15 protein-coding genes are annotated in these 20244 nt (G+C 67.7%); 6 read left to right on the top strand and 9 right to left on the bottom strand.

Annotation, left to right across the window (positions count from 1 at the left end):
- Positions 1-53: 53 nt before the first annotated feature.
- The 4 genes from ABE472_RS04375 to glyQ all read right to left on the bottom strand — a co-directional run bounded on the left by ABE472_RS04375 (position 54) and on the right by glyQ (position 8969).
- A complete protein-coding gene (locus tag ABE472_RS04375; protein WP_346465628.1) occupies positions 54-3899 on the bottom strand; it encodes a translocation/assembly module TamB domain-containing protein in 3846 nt (1281 codons plus the stop codon).
- A complete protein-coding gene (locus ABE472_RS04370) occupies positions 3896-5701 on the bottom strand; it encodes an autotransporter assembly complex family protein (protein ID WP_346465626.1) in 1806 nt (601 codons plus the stop codon). Before ABE472_RS04370 ends, ABE472_RS04375 begins: the two co-directional genes overlap by 4 nt.
- A gap of 263 nt (positions 5702-5964) precedes the next feature.
- Positions 5965-8061, bottom strand: a complete 2097-nt coding sequence (gene glyS / locus ABE472_RS04365) for a glycine--tRNA ligase subunit beta (RefSeq protein ID WP_313211928.1) — start codon at positions 8059-8061, stop codon at positions 5965-5967.
- Positions 8058-8969: a glycine--tRNA ligase subunit alpha gene (gene glyQ, locus ABE472_RS04360; protein WP_102788722.1), complete on the bottom strand. Its 912-nt coding sequence runs from the start codon at positions 8967-8969 to the stop codon at positions 8058-8060. Before glyQ ends, glyS begins: the two co-directional genes overlap by 4 nt.
- Positions 8970-9050: 81 nt before the next feature.
- Between glyQ and ABE472_RS04355 the strand changes: the two genes are divergently transcribed.
- The 3 genes from ABE472_RS04355 (at position 9051) to ABE472_RS04345 (ending at position 12615) form a co-directional block, all read left to right on the top strand.
- Positions 9051-10889 (top strand): ATPase, T2SS/T4P/T4SS family, encoded by a 1839-nt coding sequence (locus ABE472_RS04355; protein WP_313211931.1) that lies wholly within the window; start codon positions 9051-9053, stop codon positions 10887-10889.
- Positions 10861-11580, top strand: coding sequence for a glutamine amidotransferase (locus tag ABE472_RS04350; RefSeq protein WP_313211932.1), 720 nt, complete (start codon positions 10861-10863; stop codon positions 11578-11580). Before ABE472_RS04355 ends, ABE472_RS04350 begins: the two co-directional genes overlap by 29 nt.
- Before the next feature lie 135 nt (positions 11581-11715).
- Complete coding sequence (locus tag ABE472_RS04345; protein ID WP_313219253.1) at positions 11716-12615, top strand: BPSS1780 family membrane protein; 900 nt, start codon at positions 11716-11718, stop codon at positions 12613-12615.
- 44 nt (positions 12616-12659) lie between these two features.
- On the opposite strand, the gene tatC is transcribed toward ABE472_RS04345, so the two are convergent.
- From tatC to ABE472_RS04325, 4 genes are all read right to left on the bottom strand, one after another.
- Positions 12660-13409: a twin-arginine translocase subunit TatC gene (tatC, locus tag ABE472_RS04340; RefSeq protein WP_102788725.1), complete on the bottom strand. Its 750-nt coding sequence runs from the start codon at positions 13407-13409 to the stop codon at positions 12660-12662.
- Positions 13406-13948, bottom strand: coding sequence for a Sec-independent protein translocase protein TatB (tatB, locus tag ABE472_RS04335; RefSeq protein ID WP_346465624.1), 543 nt, complete (start codon positions 13946-13948; stop codon positions 13406-13408). The genes tatC and tatB overlap by 4 nt, the downstream gene beginning before the upstream one ends.
- Before the next feature lie 15 nt (positions 13949-13963).
- Entirely contained in the window at positions 13964-14191 is a 228-nt protein-coding gene (tatA, locus tag ABE472_RS04330) for a Sec-independent protein translocase subunit TatA (RefSeq protein WP_019185586.1), read from the bottom strand.
- Positions 14192-14266: 75 nt separating this feature from the next.
- Complete coding sequence (locus ABE472_RS04325; protein ID WP_313211935.1) at positions 14267-15163, bottom strand: YSC84-related protein; 897 nt, start codon at positions 15161-15163, stop codon at positions 14267-14269.
- 187 nt (positions 15164-15350) lie between these two features.
- On the opposite strand from ABE472_RS04325, the gene hemH reads away from it, so the two are divergent.
- The 3 genes from hemH to ABE472_RS04310 all read left to right on the top strand — a co-directional run bounded on the left by hemH (position 15351) and on the right by ABE472_RS04310 (position 19259).
- Positions 15351-16313 (top strand): ferrochelatase, encoded by a 963-nt coding sequence (gene hemH, locus ABE472_RS04320; RefSeq protein WP_313211936.1) that lies wholly within the window; start codon positions 15351-15353, stop codon positions 16311-16313.
- Positions 16310-17158 carry an alpha/beta hydrolase gene (locus ABE472_RS04315; protein WP_313211937.1) on the top strand — a complete coding sequence of 283 codons (849 nt, stop codon included), beginning with the start codon at positions 16310-16312 and terminating at the stop codon, positions 17156-17158. The genes hemH and ABE472_RS04315 overlap by 4 nt, the downstream gene beginning before the upstream one ends.
- A gap of 364 nt (positions 17159-17522) precedes the next feature.
- Positions 17523-19259: a methyl-accepting chemotaxis protein gene (locus tag ABE472_RS04310; protein WP_346465621.1), complete on the top strand. Its 1737-nt coding sequence runs from the start codon at positions 17523-17525 to the stop codon at positions 19257-19259.
- Between the two features lie 6 nt (positions 19260-19265).
- On the opposite strand, the gene ABE472_RS04305 is transcribed toward ABE472_RS04310, so the two are convergent.
- On the bottom strand, positions 19266-20159 hold the full coding sequence (locus tag ABE472_RS04305; protein WP_346465795.1) for a D-2-hydroxyacid dehydrogenase family protein: 894 nt from the start codon (positions 20157-20159) through the stop codon (positions 19266-19268).
- Between the last annotated feature and the right edge of the window lie 85 nt (positions 20160-20244).

The following is a 20244-nucleotide window of genomic DNA, read 5'->3' as shown; positions in this document are numbered from 1 at the left end:
GGGCAACGGCCGATGGTTGGGCAAGCACCCGCATCACGACCAACGGTCGTGATCTACTTTTCTTTTCGCCAGTTCAGCGACCCACGGTTTTCCACCGTGCTCGATTCCAGCTCCACATCGAAGCCACGGCGCAGCAGATACTTCAGCGTCAGCACCGAGCCACTGCCGACCAGCGAGACGCCGTAGCCGATGTACAGCTTGGGCGAGATGTACTTGCCGAAGCCGATCACCGAGCCACCCAGCGCGCGCGACTGGCTCACGCCGGCGTCGTCCAGGCCAAGCTTGGCGCCCAGCTGCGAGGCGAGCAGGCCGCTGCCGGCCGACAGCGCCGCCGAGGCCGCGTTGACCTGCTGGGCCTGATCGCTGCTGGCACCGGTGAGGCTGCGTCCCAGCACCAGGTAGGCCAGTGCTTCGGACTGCGACATCGCCGGTTCCGACCACACATCCACGCGCGGCGACTGCGCCCGCCCGGTCACGTCGATGCCGGCGGTGACATCGCCGACGGCGCGCTGGGCACGGATGTTGATGCGCGGATCGGAGACCGCGTTGTAGTTCCAGTTCAAGTTGCCGCGGGTGATGGTCAGGTCCTGGCCGTAGGCCTTGTAGCGCCCACTGACTTCCAGCCCGCCGTTGGCGGTCATCTCACGCCCCGGGCGTGCCCACACCTGCATCTTGCCGGTCAGCGCACCCTTCAGGCCGAACCCGGCCATCTTGACCTTGTCGCCCAGGCTCACGGTCAGGTCCATGTCCAGCGGCGAGCTGGGCCCCTCTTCCGGATCGACCGGGTCCAGCACCACCACATCTTCGGAGACCGAGGTGCCACGATCCAGGCGCTCCAGGTCCAGATCCGCTTCGGGCACGTGCACGGTGCCACGCAGCTGCATCGCGCTGCCGGCCAACGTGAAGTCCAGGTTCGGGTTGGCGATCACGCGCAGCTCGCTGGTGTTGGCCAGCAGCACGTTTTCGCCGTGGATATGCAGCTGCAGCGGCTGTGCATCGCCGAACCACGACAGCCCGCCATCCACGTACAGCGTGCCCTTGCCGGAGTTGGCCTGCGCGGTGATCTTGGCCGAGCCGTCCGGCTGCGCGGTGAAGCTGCCCTTGCCTTCGGCGAAGGTCAGGCCGAGCGCAGGGAACTCGCCATTGAACTTGCTCAGCGTCGCCTCACCGCCCAACGACGGCGTACCACGGGTGCCGCGCAGACTCACGTGGCCTTCGATCAGGCCGGTTGGGCGCACGATGTCGGGCGAGAACAGTTCCAGCCAGTACAGCCGCGCGATGTTCATGTACAGCTCGCCGGTCAGCGGCGCGTTGGCATCCCAGCCGGTCTGAACCTTGGCATCGACGAAGCCGTCGCCCTGGAAACCGACACCGAGCTTGGCGTTGATCTGCTGCGGGGTCATCTCCAGATTCACCGAGAACTGGTCGTAACGCACCAGCTCGCCACGCGCGTTGTCGCCCAGGCGTACCCCGCCTTCGCGCGAGGTGACCGAGGCACTGCCTTCCCACGCGTTGCCGCGGGGGCGGATGCGCCCATCCAGATTCACTTCACCGCGCAGGAAGATGCGGCGCCCGGACTGCGGCGGCAGCCACGGCTGCACCAGCGACAACGGCAAGGCATCGCCGCGCACCAGCAGCCCTTCGCGCGGCCAGTTCGCGCTGGCGCACAGCGCGCCGCCGGTGGCGGCACCCAGGCAGGCGTCGCTCAGGGTGAAGTTGCTGCCCTGCACGCTGAAGGTGGCCGGTGCGCGCAGGCTCCAGGCATCGCCCTTCATCGGTGCGATGCGCAGCGCGGTCAGATCGCCACGCCAGGTCTGGCCCTGCTGGCGCACGCCGCCTTCCAGCGCGACAGCACCCAGCTCGTTCTTCGTCTGTGCATCCAGGCGCAGATTGGAGAGGCTGCCGCGTGCATTGACGTTGAGCGTGTCCAGCAGCATGCCGACCTGGACCTTGCTGCCCTGCACCGCCAGCGTGCCACTGTCGCCCTGCCACGGCAGGCGCCCCTTGATGCTGATCGCCTCGGCGCTCCAGTCGTCCCAGCGCAGGCCACTGCCGACCAGATCGGCGGTGATGTCCGGCGCGGTACGCGCGCCCTTGATCAGCACGTGGCCGCGCAGGCTGCCGCTGCTGTTGGGCAGCAGGTCGTCCAGCTGCACCGGCTCCAGCTGCGCATCGATATCCAGGCGGTCGCCGACCGAGCCCTTGGCGGTCAGGCGGCTGTTGCCCAGCGCCAGCCGGAGGTTGCCCTCGCCCTGCTCGCCGCGCAGCGCGAACTTGCCCTGTGCATCCAGCGCGCGCTTGCGCAGCGTGCCCTTGATGCCGGGCACATCGACGGTGGCTTCGTAGCTGCCAGCGGTACCGGCCGGACTGCCGGCGGGCGGCGGCAACTGGCGGCCCTTCGAGGCAAACGAACCGGACAGCTTGCCGTCCCAGCCCGGCGCGAAGTAGCCCGGATCGAAGCCGGCCAGTTTGGCGGCCACGTCCCAATCCAACTGCGGCGCCCAGGCCACCTGCCCGGTCACGTCGAGCGAACCGCCCGGCGTGCTGGCCTGCAGCTGTTTGATCACGGCGGCCTGGTCATTGCCGCGCACGTCGAACTGCAGATCGGCCACCTGCTTCTCGCGTTCCACCGAGGCACGGCCAACCGCCGCCCACGCCTTGCGCGTGCCGGCCAGGCCCATGCGCGCTTCTTTCAACGTCACCGGCACCGGCGCAGCCGCGCCCGGGGTGGTGGTATCGGCGGCGGGCACGAAGGTGAGGTCGTTGGCGACGATGGAGAAGCGCAGGCTGGCGTTTTCCTTGTCGGTGAAATCAGCGATGCCTTCCAGCCGCGCCTGCCCACCAAAGCCCTTAACCTGCAGCGGCGACACGGTCAGTACCTGGTCGGCCAGGCCGACCTTGGACGGTGCCAGTTCCACCGCGATGTCGCCCTGCTTGAAGCTGCCCTGCAGATTGGCCTGGCCACCCTTGCCGTCGGCCTGCACCTCCAGCGCCATCGGCGTGCTGGTGCTCGCGTCCATCCCCGGCACCAGCAGGGCCAGGTCCAGTTCCTTGCTGCGCGCAGCGAGTTTCCACACCGGGTCGGTGCGGCCATCGAACACGAGGCTGGCCTGCAGCGGTGCCGGTGCATTGCCGGCGATCGCCACTTCCATATGGCCCAGGTCACCGCGGGCGACCAGGCCCAGGCGCGCCGGGGTACGCCCGCGCGGCGCCGGCATCAGCGCGCCGAGGGTGATGTCGGTGTCGTAATCGCTGCGCGGCAGGTAATGCCCGTCCACGCGGAAATCGCCGTAGCTGCTGTCCACGATCAGCTGGCGCGCGCGGAATTCGCCATTGGCGATCTCCAGCCCACCGCGCACCTTGGCGATGTCGATCAGCGGCTGCTGCGCCTGGGTGATCCGGAAGCCATCGATGATGATGGTGTCGGCCTGGATCGCCAGCGGCATTTCAATCTGCGGCAGCGAGTCCGGCCACGAGGGCAGCTCGAACGGCTCATCGCTCTTGGCCAGGTTCAACGTGGCGTTCTTGATCTGCAGTGCATCGAGCTGCAGCTTGCGGCCCAGCAGCGGCCGGATGTCCGGATCCAGGTAGGCGCGTTCGGCGGTGAAATGGATGTCGTCGTAGCGGAAGTCCAGATCGTGCAGCACCAGCGGCCCGGCGACCGGGCCATCGACCTTGCTCCAGGTGAGCGAGGCGCCGACCGGCAACCGCGCGACCACCTGGGCCAGCAGCACATCGCGGCCCGCCACGGTCTGCAGCAGCCAGTACACCAGCAGCAAGGTCAACAGCACCAGGCCGAGCACGGTGAAACCGGACCACGCCCAGAAGCGGCGCTTGCGGTAGAAACGCACGCGCGGGGGCGGCGGGGTGGCGGGGGCGGAAGGCGTCGGCGTGCTCACAGGTCCGCTCCGATGTTCAGGTACAGCTGGAACTGCGAATCCGGGTTGTTCAGACCGTGCGCGATATCCACGCGCACCGGGCCCACCGGCGATTTCCAGCGCACGCCGAAGCCCACGCCGGTGTGCAGGTCGATGGTGTTGTCGAACGCGCTGCCGGTATCGACGAATACCGCCGCGCCCCACGGCCCGCCCTTGAAGTAATGCTCATACTCGGCCGAGCCGACCACCAGGTTCTTCGCGCCGAGCGCGTACTTGTCCGGTGGTGCGGTACGCGGGCCGACTTCGCGGAAGGCATAGCCGCGGATGCTGCGGTCGCCACCGGCGAAGAAGCGCAGGCTCGGCGGCATCGCCACCAGATCGCTGGTCCAGGTGGTGCCACCTTCGCCGCGCAGGATCAGGCGGTCGCTGTCGCCGATCGGCACATACCAGCGCAGCACCATGTTGGCCTGCACGAAGCTGGTGTCCGAGCCCGCACCTTCGACGCCGCCACGCAGGGTGGCACTGCCGCTGAGGCCACGGCGCGGGAACATCTCATCGTCCACGTTGACGTAGTCGGCGACCAGCTGCGGGTAGACCAGCGTGGAGGTGTTGTAGACCGCATCGGTGAACTCGGTGCCCGAGGCGTAGCGCCAGCGCTCACGCAGGGCGTTGATCGAAGCGATCGCGGTCCAGTACTCGTTGATCTCGCCGCTGCGGCTGGCCGAGAGCTTGAAGTTGCGCAGGTCGATGTAATCGGTCTGCTCGTCATAGGCGCTGGCGGTAAACGCATACCAGCCATCGAGCCAGGCAAAGCCCGGGATGCGGTAGCTGGTGACCAGGCTCTTGCGCTTCTGCGCATAGTCGAGCTGGGTGTTCATCTTGTGGCCGCGGCTGTTGAGGAAGCGCCGCTCCAGGCCACCGCGCACACCGGCGCCACTCTCGCTGCCGTAGCTCAGGCCGGCGGTGTAGATCGTGCGCTTGGCGCGGGTCAGGTTGACGTCCACCGGCACATCGCCGTTGTCATCGGCCTGGTCCGGGCGCGGCTGGATGTCGATCACGCTGAAGTAATCGAGCTTGGTCAGCGATTCGCGCAGGCGGTCCAGTTTACCTTCGTGGAAGTAACTGCCTTCGTCCCAGTACACCAGCGGGTCGAACAGCTTGTCGACGAAGTAATCCTGATGGAAGCGGATCTCGCCCATGTTGTAGCGGCGGCCACTGTCCCAGGTCAGATCGACATCGGCCGCGTTCTCGGCGCGGGTGATCTGCACCTGGCGCTGGGTGAAGTCGGCATCGAAATAACCACGCTCGGCCAGGCGCCGGGTGACCCGGATCTTGCTGGCTTCGTACTCGGTGTGCTCGAACCGCTGGCCCTTGCGCGGCTTGAATTTCTCGAGGTCTTCCTGGAGGTACTGGTCCAGCTGGGCCGGGCCGGTGATGTCGATGTGCTCGCGGCGGACCAGGGTCGGCGGCCCTTTCTCGACCTGGATCACCACGCGCAGGTTCTCGCCTTCGCGCGGGCTTTCCACGGTGATGGTCGGGTTGTAGTACCCGAACGGCTCCAGCGCCTCGCGGGTCTGGCGCTCTGCCTGGGACAACAGATATTCCAGCCGCGACTCGCCCTGGACCTTGCCGATGGTGTCGTACAGGGACAGCGAGACCTCGATGTTCTCGATCATCTCGGCATCGTCGCCCTTGTCCAATCCTTTGATGTCCACTTTCTCGATGGTCCCCCGTGCATGTGCCACCGAGACGGTGGCAAGGGACAGGAACATCAGCGGAAGGGCGAATTTCGTTGGCTGCATGGCGACAGCATAACGGGCCATCGCGAGCATGCGAAATCGGCGTGGCTGTTTCAGAACGGCGGTGAAGAAGCCGTTAAATTCCGCGAGAAAGTCGCTTGCATCACACGCGGCGAGATCGATGACAACACGTCATCGGACAGAAGCGTCCGCGACACCGGGGCGACACCATATGACGCTTCCGGCACGAGTATCGGAGCGCGCCGCCCTCCCGGAAACGCAGAAGGCGCGAACAGCCGAAGCCGTCGCGCCTTCCGGTCCACCGTGGGGCGCGCGGCCCCGCCGCGTCAGTTGGACAGGTGTTCGATCGCCGCCACGCTGCCCAGGCGGTCGCCCAGGCGCTTGAGCAGGGCCAGGCGATTGGCCCGCAGCGCGGGATCCTCGGCATTGACCATCACCGCATCGAAGAACGCGTCCACCTGCGGGCGCAGGCGCGCCAGCCGGTTCAACACGCTCACGTAGTCCTTCTGGTGCAGGCTGGCGTTGCTGTCATCGATGGCCGCTTCCACGGCTTCGGCCAGTTCGCTTTCGGCCGGCTCGGCCAGCAGCGCCGGGTCGATCATGCCCGGGATCTCGCCCTCGGCCTTGCGCAGGATGTTGCGGATGCGCTTGTTGGCCGCGGCCAGCGCTTCGGCTTCCGGCAGCGCGGCGAAGGTGCCGATGGCATCGATGCGGCGGTCGAAATCGTACAGCGAGGCCGGCTTCAGCTCGGCCACCGCGTTGAAATGCGTGGCCGGCACGCCCTTGTCGGCGTAGTAGCCGCGCAGGCGGTCGATGATGAAGTCATACAGCTCCTGCGGCAGCGCCTCGGTCTTGCGTTCGGCACTGGGCTGCACGCCCGCCGGCAGGCCCGCCACGGCGGTCGCGATCAGCGCGCGCAGATCCAGGTCGAACCCGCTCTCGATCACCGTACGGGCCAGGCCCAGCGCGTTGCGGCGCAGCGCGAACGGATCCTTGTTGCCGGTCGGCTTCAGGCCTGCGGCAAAACCACCGGCCAGCGTATCCAGACGCTCGGCGATGGCCAGCACCTTGCCCAGCGGCGACAGCGCGATGTCATCCCCACCGAAGCGCGGCTGGTAGGCCTCGTCGATGGCCAGCGCGACCTCGGGCGACTCCCCGCCGACCACGGCGTAATGCCGGCCGGCGATGCCCTGCAACTCCGGGAATTCGTTGACCATGCGCGACTGCAGGTCGTTCTTGGCCAGCACCGCGGCGCGCTTGGCCAGCACCGGCTCGACGCCCACCTGCGGCGCGATGGCCTCGGCGAGGGCGGCCACACGGGTCACTTTGTCGGCGACCGAGCCCAGCTTGGCCTGGTAGGTGACGGTCTTCAGGCCGTCGCCCATCGATTCCAGACCCTGCTTCAGATCTTCGTCGAAGAAGAACTTGGCATCGGAGAAGCGCGGACGGATCACGCGCTCGTAGCCCTTGGCCACTTCAGCCACGTCCTTGGAGTCAATGTTGGCGATGCCGATGAACTTCTCGGTCAGCTTGCCGCTGGCATCGAGCACCGGGAAGAACTTCTGGTTGATCTCCATCGTCTCGATCAGCGCTTCCTGCGGCACCGCCAGGAACTCGCGCTCGAAACTGCACAGCACCGGCGCCGGCCATTCGACCAGGTTGACCACCTGCTCGAGATTGTCCGGGGTGATGCGCGCCTGGCCACCGGCCTGCGCGGCCGCCGCGTTGACCTGCTCGACGATGCGGGTACGGCGCGCGTCGGCATCGACCAGCACGTAGGCGGCCTGCAGCGAGGCGACGTAGTCCTCCGGCGCGCTCAGCCACACGGTCTTGTCATGCATGAAGCGATGGCCGCGGCTCATGCGGTCAGCCTTCAGGCCCAGCACCTCGGCCTCGATGATGTCCGGGCCGTGCAGCAGCACCAGCCAATGCACCGGGCGGGCGAAGCCATAGGTGTGGCTGCCCCAGCGCATCGGCTTGGGGATCGGCATCGCGGCGATCGCCTCGCGCAGGATCTCCGGCAGCAGCGTCGCGGTGCGCGCGCCCGGCGTGGTGGAGCGGTGTACGAAGCGCTCGCCCTTGGCATCGCTGGTGCGCTCCAGCGCGGTCCAGTCGATCCCGGCCTTGGCGGCGAAACCCTGCAGCGCCTTGGTCGGCTGACCCTCGGCGTCGAGCGCGATGTTCAGGTACGGGCCCAGCACTTCGCTGTGCTGTTCCGGCTGTTCCACCGCCACGCCGGGCAGCAGCACGGCCAGGCGACGCGGGGTCGACAGCGGCTTGGCATCGCCGCGTTCAATGGTCACGCCCCGCTTGGTCAGGCCGTCCACGACGCCATCGAAGAAGGCCTGGGCCAGGCCCGGCAGCGCCTTGACCGGCAGTTCTTCGGTACCCAGTTCAATCAGCAGCGGCTGCATCGTGCTCATGCCTGCACCTCCTTGGCGGCCACGGCTTCCAGGCGCTTGGCCTCGTAGAGCCTGGCCACGGCCTGGGCCAGCGCGCGCACGCGCAGGATGTAGCGCTGGCGCTCGGTCACGCTGATCGCGCGGCGCGCATCCAGCAGGTTGAAGGCATGGCTGGCCTTGCAGACCTGCTCATAGGCCGGCAGCGGCAGGCCGACATCGACCAGCTTCTGCGCCTCTTTTTCGCAGGCATCGAAGCGATGGAACATTTCGTCCACGTCGGCGTATTCGAAGTTGTAGGTGCTCTGCTCGATCTCGTTCTGCAGGTACACATCGCCGTAGGTCACCGGGGTGCCATCCGGACCATAGGTCCAGATCAGGTCATAGACGTTGTCGCAGTTCTGCAGGTACATGCACAGGCGCTCCAGACCGTAGGTGATCTCGCCGAGCACCGGCTTGCACTCCAGGCCGCCGGCCTGCTGGAAATAGGTGAACTGGGTGACTTCCATCCCGTTCAACCACACTTCCCAGCCCAGGCCCCAGGCGCCGAGGGTCGGCGATTCCCAGTTGTCCTCGACGAAGCGCAGGTCATGCACCAGCGGATCGATGCCCAGCGCCTTGAGCGAATCCAGGTACAGCTGCTGGATGTTGTCCGGGCTCGGCTTCATCGCCACCTGGTACTGGTAGTAGCGCTGCAGGCGGTTGGGGTTCTCGCCGTAGCGGCCGTCGGTCGGGCGGCGTGAAGGCTGCACGTACGCGGCATTCCAGCTTTCCGGACCGATCGAGCGCAGGAACGTGGCCGGGTGGAAGGTGCCCGCACCGACCTCCAGGTCCAGCGGCTGGATCAGCACGCAGCCCTGCTGCGCCCAATACTGGTTGAGGGTCTGGATCAGGCCCTGGAAAGTGATCGGAACGTTCGGGATCGCGGACATGCGGCGGATTCTTGCCTGCAGAAGGGGTGCGCTAGTATAGCGACCGACCGCACGGGCCTTCCGTGCCTGGGGAAATGGAGGATGGATCCACGCCTGCCAGCGGCTTATGCCAGCGTCCCTGCCGGGGGCGTGCCCCTGCCGCACGGGCGGCTGGATTTCGACCAGGTCGCCGCGGCCCTGGTTGCCGATGGCCTGGTCGCCGCCGCCGATCTGGAGCGCATCCGCTTTTCCGCCCCGGGCGCACGCAATGCCAGCGAGGTCCACCCGCTGGTGCTGCTGGCCAACCTTAAACTGGGCGCCAGCGCAGGCGGTGAGCTCGGCCTGGAGCGCCTGAGCGAGTGGCTGGCCCAGCGCGCGGGCGTGCGCTACCTGCGGGTGGACCCGACCCGGGTCGACGTCTCGGCGGTCACCGCCCTGGTTTCCCACGCCTATGCCCGCCGCCACCGCTTCCTGCCGCTGGCGGTGGACAGCGAGCGCGTGCTGGTCGCCACCAGCGAGCCGCTGGCCCAGGAATGGTTGCGCGACCTGCAACACCTGAGCCGCCGCCGGATCGAGCTGGCGATGGTGAACCCGCTCGATCTGCACCGCTACACCATGGAGTTCTACGGGGTGACGCGCTCGGTGCGCGGCGCCCGTGGCGATGTCCGCGGCGAGACCAGCAGCACCCTGCCCAGCTTCGAGCAGCTGGTCGAACTGGGCCGCGCCGGCGACGTCAACGCCGACGACCAGCACATCGTGCACATCGTGGATTGGCTGCTGCAGTACGCCTACGAGCAGCGCGCCTCGGACATTCATCTGGAGCCACGCCGCGACATGGGCCGCATGCGCTTCCGCATCGATGGCGTGCTGCACAAGGTGTTCGAGGTGCCGCCGGCGGTGATGACCGCCGTGGTCAGCCGGATCAAGGTGCTGGGCCGCATGGACCTGGCCGAGCGCCGGCGCCCGCAGGACGGCCGCATCAAGACCCGCTCCCCGGGTGGGCGCGAAGTGGAAATGCGCCTGTCGACCATGCCCACCGCGTTCGGCGAAAAGTGCGTGATGCGCATCTTCGACCCGGATGCCGCCTTCAAGAGCATCGACCAGCTCGGCTTCAGCCCGCAGGAGGCGGCCGGCTGGACCGCCCTGGTCGAGCGCCCGCACGGCATCGTGCTGGTCACCGGGCCGACCGGCTCGGGCAAGACCACCACCCTGTATTCCACGCTGAAGCGGCTGGCCACCCCGGACGTGAATGTCTGCACGGTGGAAGACCCGATCGAAATGATCGCACCGGAGTTCAACCAGATGCAGGTGCAGACCAACATCGACCTGGATTTCGCCAGCGGCGTGCGCACCCTGCTGCGGCAGGACCCGGACATCATCATGATCGGCGAGATCCGCGATCTGGAGACCGCGCAGATGGCGGTCCAGGCCTCGCTCACCGGCCACCTGGTGCTGTCCACCCTGCACACCAACGATGCGCCCTCGGCGATCACCCGTCTGCTCGACCTGGGCGTGCCGCATTACCTGCTCGCCTCCACCCTCAACGGGGTGCTGGCCCAGCGCCTGGTGCGCACCCTGTGCAGCAGTTGCAAGGTGCCCACGGTGCTCTCGGCCGAGCAATGGGCGGTGCTGACTGATGCCGATGCAGCATTACCTGAGGCGCCCACGCCATATGCACCGGTCGGCTGCATCGACTGCCGACGCACCGGTTTCCTGGGCCGCGTGGGCCTGTATGAGTTGCTGCCATTGGGTTCCAGCCTGCGCCGACACATCCGCGCGGACATGGATCTGGCCGCCTTCAACCGTGCCGCACGTGCTGAAGGGGTACGAACCCTGCGTCGCGCGGGACTTGAAAAGGTAGCGGCAGGGCTGACTACAATCGAGGAAGTCCTCTCGGTCCTGCCTCCCCCGGATGAATTCCGCCCCATTCCTGATTCTTGAAACCGGCCAACCCGTCGCCTCGCTGCGCCGTTACGGGCGGTTTTCGCACTGGATCCGGGTCGCGGCCGGGCTGGACGCCGACGAGACCGTGGTGGTCGATGTCGAGCAGGGCGGCACCCTGCCCAGCCACCGCGATTTTGCCGGGGTGATCGTCAGCGGTTCGGCCGCCTACGTCACCGACCGCGCCGAGTGGAGCGAACGCAGCGCGCAGTGGCTGCGCGCTGCCGCCCACGACGACCGGCCGGTGTTCGGCATCTGCTATGGCCACCAGCTGCTCGCCCACGCGCTGGGCGGCGAAGTGGCCTACAACCCGGCCGGCCGCGAGTCCGGCACGATCGAGCTGGCGCTGGATCCTTCGGCGGTGGACGATCCGCTGTTCGGCGGCCTGCCGGCGCGCTTCCCGGCCCACGCCACCCACCTGCAGACCGTGCTGCGCGCGCCCGAGGGCGCGGCGATCCTGGCACGCTCGGCGCAGGACAACTGCCACGCCTTCCGCTGGGGCGCACATGCCTGGGGCGTGCAGTTCCATCCGGAGTTCGCCACCCACCACATGCGCGGCTACGTCCGCGCCCGCGCCGAGTGCATCCGCCAGCACGGCGGTTGCGCGCGCAGTGTCGCCCGCGACGTCAGCGCCGCCCCGCTGGCCCGCCAGCTGCTGCGCCGTTTCGTCCGCCAGGCACGCAACGCCTGAGGGCTGCACCGGCATGCCCCCGGACGCAACGCAGCGTCCGCGCCGCGCAGGGCGGCCTTCAGGTCACGCGCCGGGAAAACAGGGATAATCGACCGCAATCGGGCGTTCGCGCCTTCTCCCCTGTCCCGGAATGTTATGAGCGAGATTCGCAAGCTGCCGGCCTCCGCCGGCGCGGAATGGCTGGTGTCGGGTTTCACCCTGCTGCGCAAGGCGCCGTTGGCGCTGGGCCTGCTCGGCGTGATCTGGGCCGTGGCCGCGTTGCTGGTGATGTCGCTGGCGATGGTCAGCCCGGCGCTGAGTACCCTGGCGCAGCTGTTGATGGCGCTGGCCGGCCCGCTGTTCTTCGGCGGCCTGGTGTGGGCCGTGCGCGAAGTCGACCAGGGTCGCGTGGCGCAGCCTGCGCACCTGCTGCAGGGCCTGCAGGAAGGCCGCGCCTTGAACCTGCTCGCCTCGCTGCTGCCGCAGCTGGTGGCCGGCCTGTTCCTGGGCGTGTTGTTGCTGGTGCTGATCGGCAGCAGTGGCCTGCAGCACCTGAGCGAGGTGATGGTGCAGCTCAACGCGATCAGCCAGTCCGGCGCGCAGCCGGACCCGGCGCAGATCGAAGAGCTGATGGCGAGCCTGCCGGCGATGCGCATCCTGCTCTGGCTGGCACTGGTGGTGGTCACCTTCCTGGCCATGGCGCTGGCGCTGTTCACCCTGCCGCCGCAGGTGATGTTCGAGCATCGCAACGGCCTGCAGGCGATGCGCCTGAGCCTGCGCGCCTGCCTGCACAACGTGCTGGCGATGCTGGTGTTCTTCCTGCTCGCCTTCGTGGCGGTGTTTGCGATCTATTTCGGCGTGATGCTGGTGGCCCTGATCGCGCAGCTGATCGGCGGCACGATGCTCGCGCTGTTCGTTGCGCAGCTGCTGCTGATGGGCGTGGTGATGCCGGTCTTCGCCGGTGCCATCTACACGGCGTGGAAGCAGATGTTCGGCCAGCAGGGGCCGCAGACCCCGCCGCCGATGCCGGGCCCGAACAACGTGTTCGCGGCCTGATCCAAACAAAAACCCCGGCCTTGGCCGGGGTTTTTGTTTGTGCCTTACTCCGGCTGCTCTTTCCCGCCCGGGCGTGGCACCAGCCAGCGCGCGGCGTGGATGCCCAGTTCGTAGAGCAGGCACATCGGAATGGCCAGCATCAGCTGCGAAACCACGTCCGGCGGCGTCAGCACCGCGGCCAGCACGAAGATGCCGACGATCGCGTAGCCGCGACCTTCCTTGAACTGCTGCGGCGTGATCCAGCCCAGCAGCACCAGGATCACCATCGCCACCGGCAGCTCGAAGCTGGTGCCGAAGGCGAAGAAGATCGCCAGCACGAAATCCAGGTACGCCGTCGCATCCGGCGTGATCGCAATCACCTCCGGGCGGAACGTGGTGAGGAAGTGGAACACCGCCGGCAACACCAGGAAATACGCGAACGCGCAGCCCAGATAGAACAGCAGCACCGACGAGGCCAGCAACGGCACCGCCAGGCGTTTTTCGCGGGCATACAGGCCCGGCGCCACGAACGACCACAGCTGGAACAGCAGCCACGGCACGGCGATGAACACCGCCACGAAGAAGGTCAGTTTCAACGGCGCGAAAAACGCGCCCGCCGGGTTGGTCGCGATCATCGTCTGCCCGTTCGGGAGCTGCGAGATCAGCGGTTCGGCGATCATCGTGTAGATCTGCCGCGAGAACGGCATCAGGCCCAGCAACACCACGCCCAGCCCGATCAACGCGCGCACCAGGCGCGCACGCAACTCGATCAGGTGTTCAACCAGCGAACTCTCGTTGCTCTCATGCTCGCTCATCGCGTTGCCTCATCGTTCGGCAGCGTGGGCGCAGGCGTCGGTGGCGCGATGTCAGTCGACGGCGGCAGAGCCGCCGGGACGTCCGCCCGCGGCGCGCTGCCATCGATGCCCGGCGGCGCCATCGCATCGCGCGGCGGCTCGGCCTCCTCGGGGGCCACCACATGCTGGGCCACGCTGGCCGGGGAACCTGGTGCGGGGCCGGTCATCACCGGTTCGTCGTCCGCAGCCGCGGCGACGTCATCGCCCTGCCGTGCCACGTCTTGGCGCATCTGCTCGGCCTCGCGGCGCACCGCTTCGCCACTGGCGCGCAGCTGCGACTCGGTATCGCGCATCGAGGTTTTCACATCATCGAACTGCCGCTTGATCTCTTCGGCGTGCAGTTCACGCTCGAGCTCCTGCTTCACCGAATCCCACTGGTTGCGGGCACGGCGCACCCACAGCCCGGCAAAGCGGGCCGCCTTGGGCAGCCGCTCGGGGCCGAGGACGACCAAGGCCACCACCGCGATGACCAGCAGTTCACTGAAACCGATATCGAACACGCCAAGCCGCCCGGATCAGCGCGGGTCGCGGTCGTGCTCGGTCTGCGACGTCGTCGTCGAGTCCTGCGGACGCGAACTGTCGCTGAGCTGCGCGTTCGGCTTGTCCTCGTCGCGCATGCCCTTCTTGAATTCCTTGACGGCGCTGCCAAGGTCCTTGGCGCCGCTGGTCAGTTTCTTGGTGCCGAACACCAGCAGAACGATGACCAGCACGACCAACCAATGCCAGATGCTGAAACTGCCCATGACTCGCTCGCGTTACGTAGTGATCAGACGGTTGAGCATAGCGCACCGGCGGTAAGCCGGCGCGCGTGACAAAAGTCAGTTGCCGTCCAGCGATTCGGTCCGGACTTCACCGTCGCCAACCGGCTGGAAGCCCTGCTGCGGGGCCGGTTGCGCCGGCACGGACTGCAGCGGGGCCGTGGTCGCGCCAGCAGGGGCCGGGGCAGGTGCCTGTTCAGGTCGAACCGGTACGGCGGCGGCGCGCGGCGCAGCGGCCGGCGCTGGGGCATTGCCCGCAGTGCCGCGCTTCTCGCGGGCGGTATAGGTGGCTTCCTCCAGGCGATCACGGAAGGCGACCACGTCCACCGAGGGCGGCTCGCCGACACGGCCTTCGAACACCATGCGCGGCGTGGTGTTGCTGCCGTAGGCGTCCAGGTTGGCGGCATCGTCGATCTGCAGCACGGCGCCATCCAGCGCCACACCGGCGAACAGGCCACGGGCGCGCGACCAGGACCAGATCTCAGCCTTCAGCTGGCCATCGGTGGCGGCGGCGGCGTTGCGACCGACCGGTCCGGCGGCGACGCCGGCATCGGCGCCCAGGGTGAACTTGCCGTTGACGAGATTGTCCAGGCTGCGGTCGTTGCGGAACACCAGCACTACATCGGAGGACTGCACGCCGGCCTGGAAGCCGATGCTGCCGCCGGTGAGCTTCACGAACACCGGGTTGGACCAGCTGCCATCGGGCGTCTTGACGGACATCAAGCCATGGCCGCGACGGCCGCCGATCACCAGGCCGGCCTTGATCGTATCGGGAATGACGATGACCGCTCGGCCTTCGTCGAGCAGCTTGTCGGGAATCCCCTGCTCGGGGATGTCCTGGATTTCATTCAGGACGCGCACGGCATTGCGGGCGCGCTGGTCCTCCTGTGGCCCGGCCATGGCCTGGGTCGACAGCAGGCTGGCGGAGATCAGCAGAACAAGGCTGAGGCGGCGCATGGGTGGGCTCCAGAAAGTCGATTCATACAAGATAGCGGCAGGTACGACCGGGGTCGATACGCTTCTCGACGTTAGAAGGCCGGCGATGAATCGGCAATGAGTATTCCTGGCTATCGATATGCACGCTGGATCGCGTTCATCATCCAAATCCATCCCGCCAATCGCGCAGACCTGCGAGAATGGCGGCATGCTCGACGCACCCGACACCGCCGTGCTGGCGGTCAATCTAGGCACGCCCGAGACGCCAACCGCCCCGGCGGTGCGTCGCTACCTGGCTGAGTTCCTCAGCGATCCACGCGTGGTCGCGATTCCGCCGCTGTTCTGGAAACCCTTGCTGTTCGGGCTGATCCTGCCATTACGCAGTGGTCGCTCGGCCGCCAAGTACGCCCAGGTCTGGCTGCCGGAGGGCTCCCCGCTGATGGTTTACACGCGCCGGCTGGCCGAGGCCATGCAGGGCCTGATGCCCGATCTGCGGGTGCGCCATGCGATGCGTTATGGCGCCCCGGCGCTGCCGGCCGAGCTGGACCGGCTGGCCGCCGAAGGCATGAAACGGATCGTGGTACTGCCGTTGTACCCGCAGTATTCGACCACCACCACGGCCTCGATCGAGGACCAGGTGCGCGAGTGGCAGCCGAAGCATCCCGGCGTCACCGTGACCCTGGTGCGCGATTACGCGGTCGATCCGGACTGGGTCGCCGCCGTCGCCGGCAGCATCCGCCAGTGGTGGGAGCAGCATGGGCGCGGCGAGAAACTGGTGTTTTCCTTCCACGGCATTCCACAGCGCCTGGCCGACGCCGGCGATCCGTATCCGCAGCGCTGCGAAGCCAGCGCCCACGCGATCGCCCACGCGCTGGAGCTGGCCGACGATGCCTGGCAGCTGACCTACCAATCGCGTTTCGGCCGTGAGAAGTGGCTCCAGCCCTACGCCGAACCCACCCTGTGGGCGATGGCCGAGAAGGGCGTGCGCAGCATGGACGTGGTCTGCCCCGGCTTTGCCACCGACTGCCTGGAAACCCTGGAAGAAGTGGCGATGGGCTTTACCGAGACCGTGGCCGAGCGCGGCGCGACAATGCGCTACATCCCCTGCCTCAACGACGCGCACGCGCATGCACTGGCCCTGTCGCGGCTGAGCATCGCGGCGCTGGCATGACGCTGCAGCCGTTCTCGCTGCCGGTGGCCGGCAGCACCGTGGCCGGCCTGCGGTCGGGTGAGACCGGCGGCACGCGCGTCCTGGCGCTGCATGGCTGGCTCGACAACGCGGCCAGCTTCGTACCGTTGGCCGCGCAACTACCGGATCTGGCGCTGGTCGCGATCGATCTGCCCGGCCACGGCCACAGCGCGCATCTGCCGCCCGGCACGCAATACAACACGCCCGGTGCGATCTGCCACGTGCTCGACGTCGCTGATGCGCTGGGCTGGGACCGCTTCGTGCTGCTCGGCCACTCGATGGGCGCCGGCATTGCCAGCCTTACCGCGGCGGCCGCACCCGAACGCGTCGAACGCCTGATCGCGATCGAGGCCCTCGGCGGTCTGCGGGGCCCGGAGAATGAAACCGCACAGCGCCTGCGTGAGCATGTGCGTGCCGCGCGGGCGCTGCCCACCCGCAGACTGCGCGTGTTCCCCGATCTGGCCGCGCCGATCCGCGCCCGCATGATGGCCAACCAGCTCAGCGAGCCGTGCGCGCGCCTGCTGGTCGAACGCGGCGTCAAGCCGGTTGAAGGGGGTTTCAGCTGGTGCAGCGATCAGCGCCTGATGCTGCCCACCGCGATGCGCCTGAGCGAAGCGCAGATCGACGACCTGCTCGCCGCGATCGAATGCCCGACCCAGGTGATCTACGCCACGCCAGCGCAGTCGTATTACCCGGAGCCGTTGCGCAGCCAGCGCATCTCGTTGCTGCGCGAAGGCCGCTTGGCGGTGTTCCCGGGCACGCATCATCTGCACATGGAGCATCCGCAGGTGGTCGCTGAGGTGATCCAGGGCTTCCTCGCCGGGTAAGCACTGCACGGTGCGACACACGGTCGCACTCAACTTATCCCGGCAGCGACCGATACCGATGATGCAGGCCGATCTTCGTCGGCCGCACTGTCGTCGCTTGCTCCGCCGTTGCGAAGCCGCGGATCACCCAGGCTTCCAGGGAACGTCGTCGCAATGCCGGATTGGCCGTGCCATCGCCCACAGGACCGGGCCATGCCGGCGGTGATCGCCACCGCCGACACGGCACCTGCCGTCACCTGCTCTGCGCGTGCCCACCTACTTCCTTCCGCTGCTGCACCCACCGCTTCGCCGGTGACGGGTGTGGCATCCGCCTGCGCGCGATCACGCCGCGGGCCTTCCGTTTTCTGCTGATTCTGGAGCCCTCATGTCCGCCATGCCCGATGCCACCTCCCGCCCACCCGATCTGCTGCGCACGCGCACGTCCCGGCCGTCCACGGATGCCGCCTATCTGATCTCCGCCGGGGTGCTGCTTGCCGCCGCGGTAACCGCCGCGATCTGGCAGCGGCAGCCTTGGGCGCTGCTTCCGGTGGCAGTCGCGGCGCTGCTGCTGGGCGTGGTGGCACTGCGCGTGCGGCAGCAGGGCCAGGCGTTGCGGCAGGCAGAGGTGCGGTCGGTCTCGCTGGCCGCGGAGGCAGCCCGCGCGCAGGCGCGCGACAGTGTCGAACATACGCACGATGCCCAGGTCCGGCAGGCACTGGATGTCTCCCGCACCGCAATGATGATCGCCGACAACGACCACGTGATCCGCTACGTGAACCAGTCGGTGGTGAGCTTGCTGCGCAACCAGCAGACCAGCCTGCGTGAGGCCTTCCCCGACTTCGACGCCGAGCGCCTGGTCGGCAGCAGCATCCACCGTTTCCATGCCAATCCGGACCGCATCCGCGCCATCCTCAATACGCTGATGGTCACCCATCACGGGCGTGTGCGGATCGGCCCGGTGCACTTCGCCCAGGTTGTCACGCCGGTATTCGATGCGAAGGGCCAGCGCCAGGGCTTCGCGGTGGAATGGCATGACCGCACCCACGAACTGCTGCTGGAACATGCCGTGGCCGATATCGTCGAGGCCGCCAGCAAGGGCGATCTTGATCGCCGGCTGCAGGCCACGGACGGAGGCGCGAGCTTCCTCAACGGCCTGACCGGCGGCATCAATCAGCTGCTGGACAGCGTGGGTGGCACGGTCGGTGAGATCCGCCGCATGCTCTCGGCACTGGCCGATGGCGATCTGGACCAGCGCATGCGGGGCGACTTCCACGGGTCGTTCCAGGCCATGCAGCGCGATGCCAATGCGACGGCGGAGCAACTGACCGCGATGGTCGAACGGATCAAGCAGTGCACCGGCTCCATTTCGCTGGCCGCCAGTGAGATCGCCAGTGGCAACGATGATCTGTCCGAGCGTACCGAACGCCAGGCTGCCCATCTGGAGGAAACCGCCGCCTCGATGGAGGAGCTGACCTCCACCGTGCGACAGAATGCCGAACACGCGCGCCAGGCCAGTGCGTTGGCGCACGGCGCGCATGACGTCGCCACCCGCGGCAGTCGGGTGGTGAGCGAGGTGGTGACCACCATGGACGCCATCCAGACCGCCTCTCACCGCATCGGCGACATCACGCGCGTCATCGACGGGATCGCCTTCCAGACCAATATTCTTGCCCTCAACGCCGCCGTGGAAGCAGCACGTGCAGGCGAGCAGGGCCGCGGCTTCGCGGTGGTGGCCAGCGAGGTACGCAGCCTGGCCCAGCGTTCGGCCGAGGCCGCCAGGGAGATCAAGGGCCTGATCGATGCCTCCGTGGTACAGGTTGCCGACGGCGCGCGCCTGGTCCAGGACGCCGGGCAGACCATGGGCGAGATTGTGAGCAGCGTGGCCGGTGTCAGCGGCATCATGGCCGAGATCTCTTCGGCCTCGCAGGAGCAGGCCGCCGGCATCGATCAGGTCAACCGGACGGTGGCGCAGATGGACGATGCCACCCAGCAGAATGCGGCATTGGTCGAAGAAGCGAGTGCAGCGGCACGCCTGTTGGAGGCGCAGGCTGCCGACCTGACCCAGGCAGTGGCCGTGTTCCGTCACCAGGAACAGGCGTACCGCCCGGCCGCGGTGGCCTGACCGGCGTCAGTCCAGCACGCGTTTCGGCGCGCCCTGCAGCCAGGCGGCGATAGTCTCGACCGCCTGGCCGAAATAGTCCCGGTAATTGCGCGCGGTGACGTAGCCCAGAGGGGGCGTCGCCAATACGTTGGGCAATGTGCGCAGCGGATGCCCGGCCGGGAGGGGTTCGATGTCGAAGACATCCAGGTCAGCACCGGCGATGCGCTTGTCAGTCAGGGCGTCGATCAACGCCTGCTGATCGATCCGGCCCGCGCGTAAGGTATTGATCAGACATGCGTGTGCCGGCATGCAGGCCAGCGTGTCGGCATCCACGATCGCGGGGCTGCGTTCGCCCAGGACCCGGTGCAGCGACACCACCTCGCTGCCAGCGAACAGGGCCTGCTGCGATGTAGCCCATTGCCCCCCCGCCGCCGCCGCACGTGGCGCGTGGAGATTCGGCCCCCCTGCACTCACCTGCATCCCGAACGCCTGGCCGATCTGCGCCACGCGCTGACCGATATTCCCCACTCCCAGCAGTCCCAACCGCGCACCATGCAGGTCGCGGCCGACCGTCTGCTGCCACGGCCCGTCGCTGCGCAACGCATTGGCCTCAGGCACCAGGTGACGCATCAGGCCGAGGATCAGCGCCCAGGTGATCTCCACGGCAGGCTCGGGATGGCTGTCGGTGCCGCAGACGATGACGCCCTGCGCTTTCGCTGCCGCGACATGGATGGCCGCATGGCGCATGCCGCTGGTGATCAGCAGGCGTAGACAGGGCCGGCGGGCCAACAGTGCCGCGGTGATCGGTGTGCGTTCGCGCATGGCCACCAGGATGTCGGCATCGCCGAGCGCGGCGACCCGTGCGTCCGTGGTGGGAGGGGCTGAAACGCAGACAAAAAGAAAACCCCGCTGCGTGAGCAGCGGGGTTTTCGGGGTAAAAACCCTGGCGATGACCTACTCTCGCATGGCTTAGGCCACACTACCATCGGCGCAGCTGCGTTTCACT

This window comes from Stenotrophomonas sp. TWI809 (genome assembly GCF_039673205.1).
Classification (GTDB): Bacteria; Pseudomonadota; Gammaproteobacteria; order Xanthomonadales; family Xanthomonadaceae; genus Stenotrophomonas.
The sequence above is the reverse complement of the archived record's forward strand: the minus strand, read 5'-3'. Positions and strand labels throughout refer to the sequence as shown.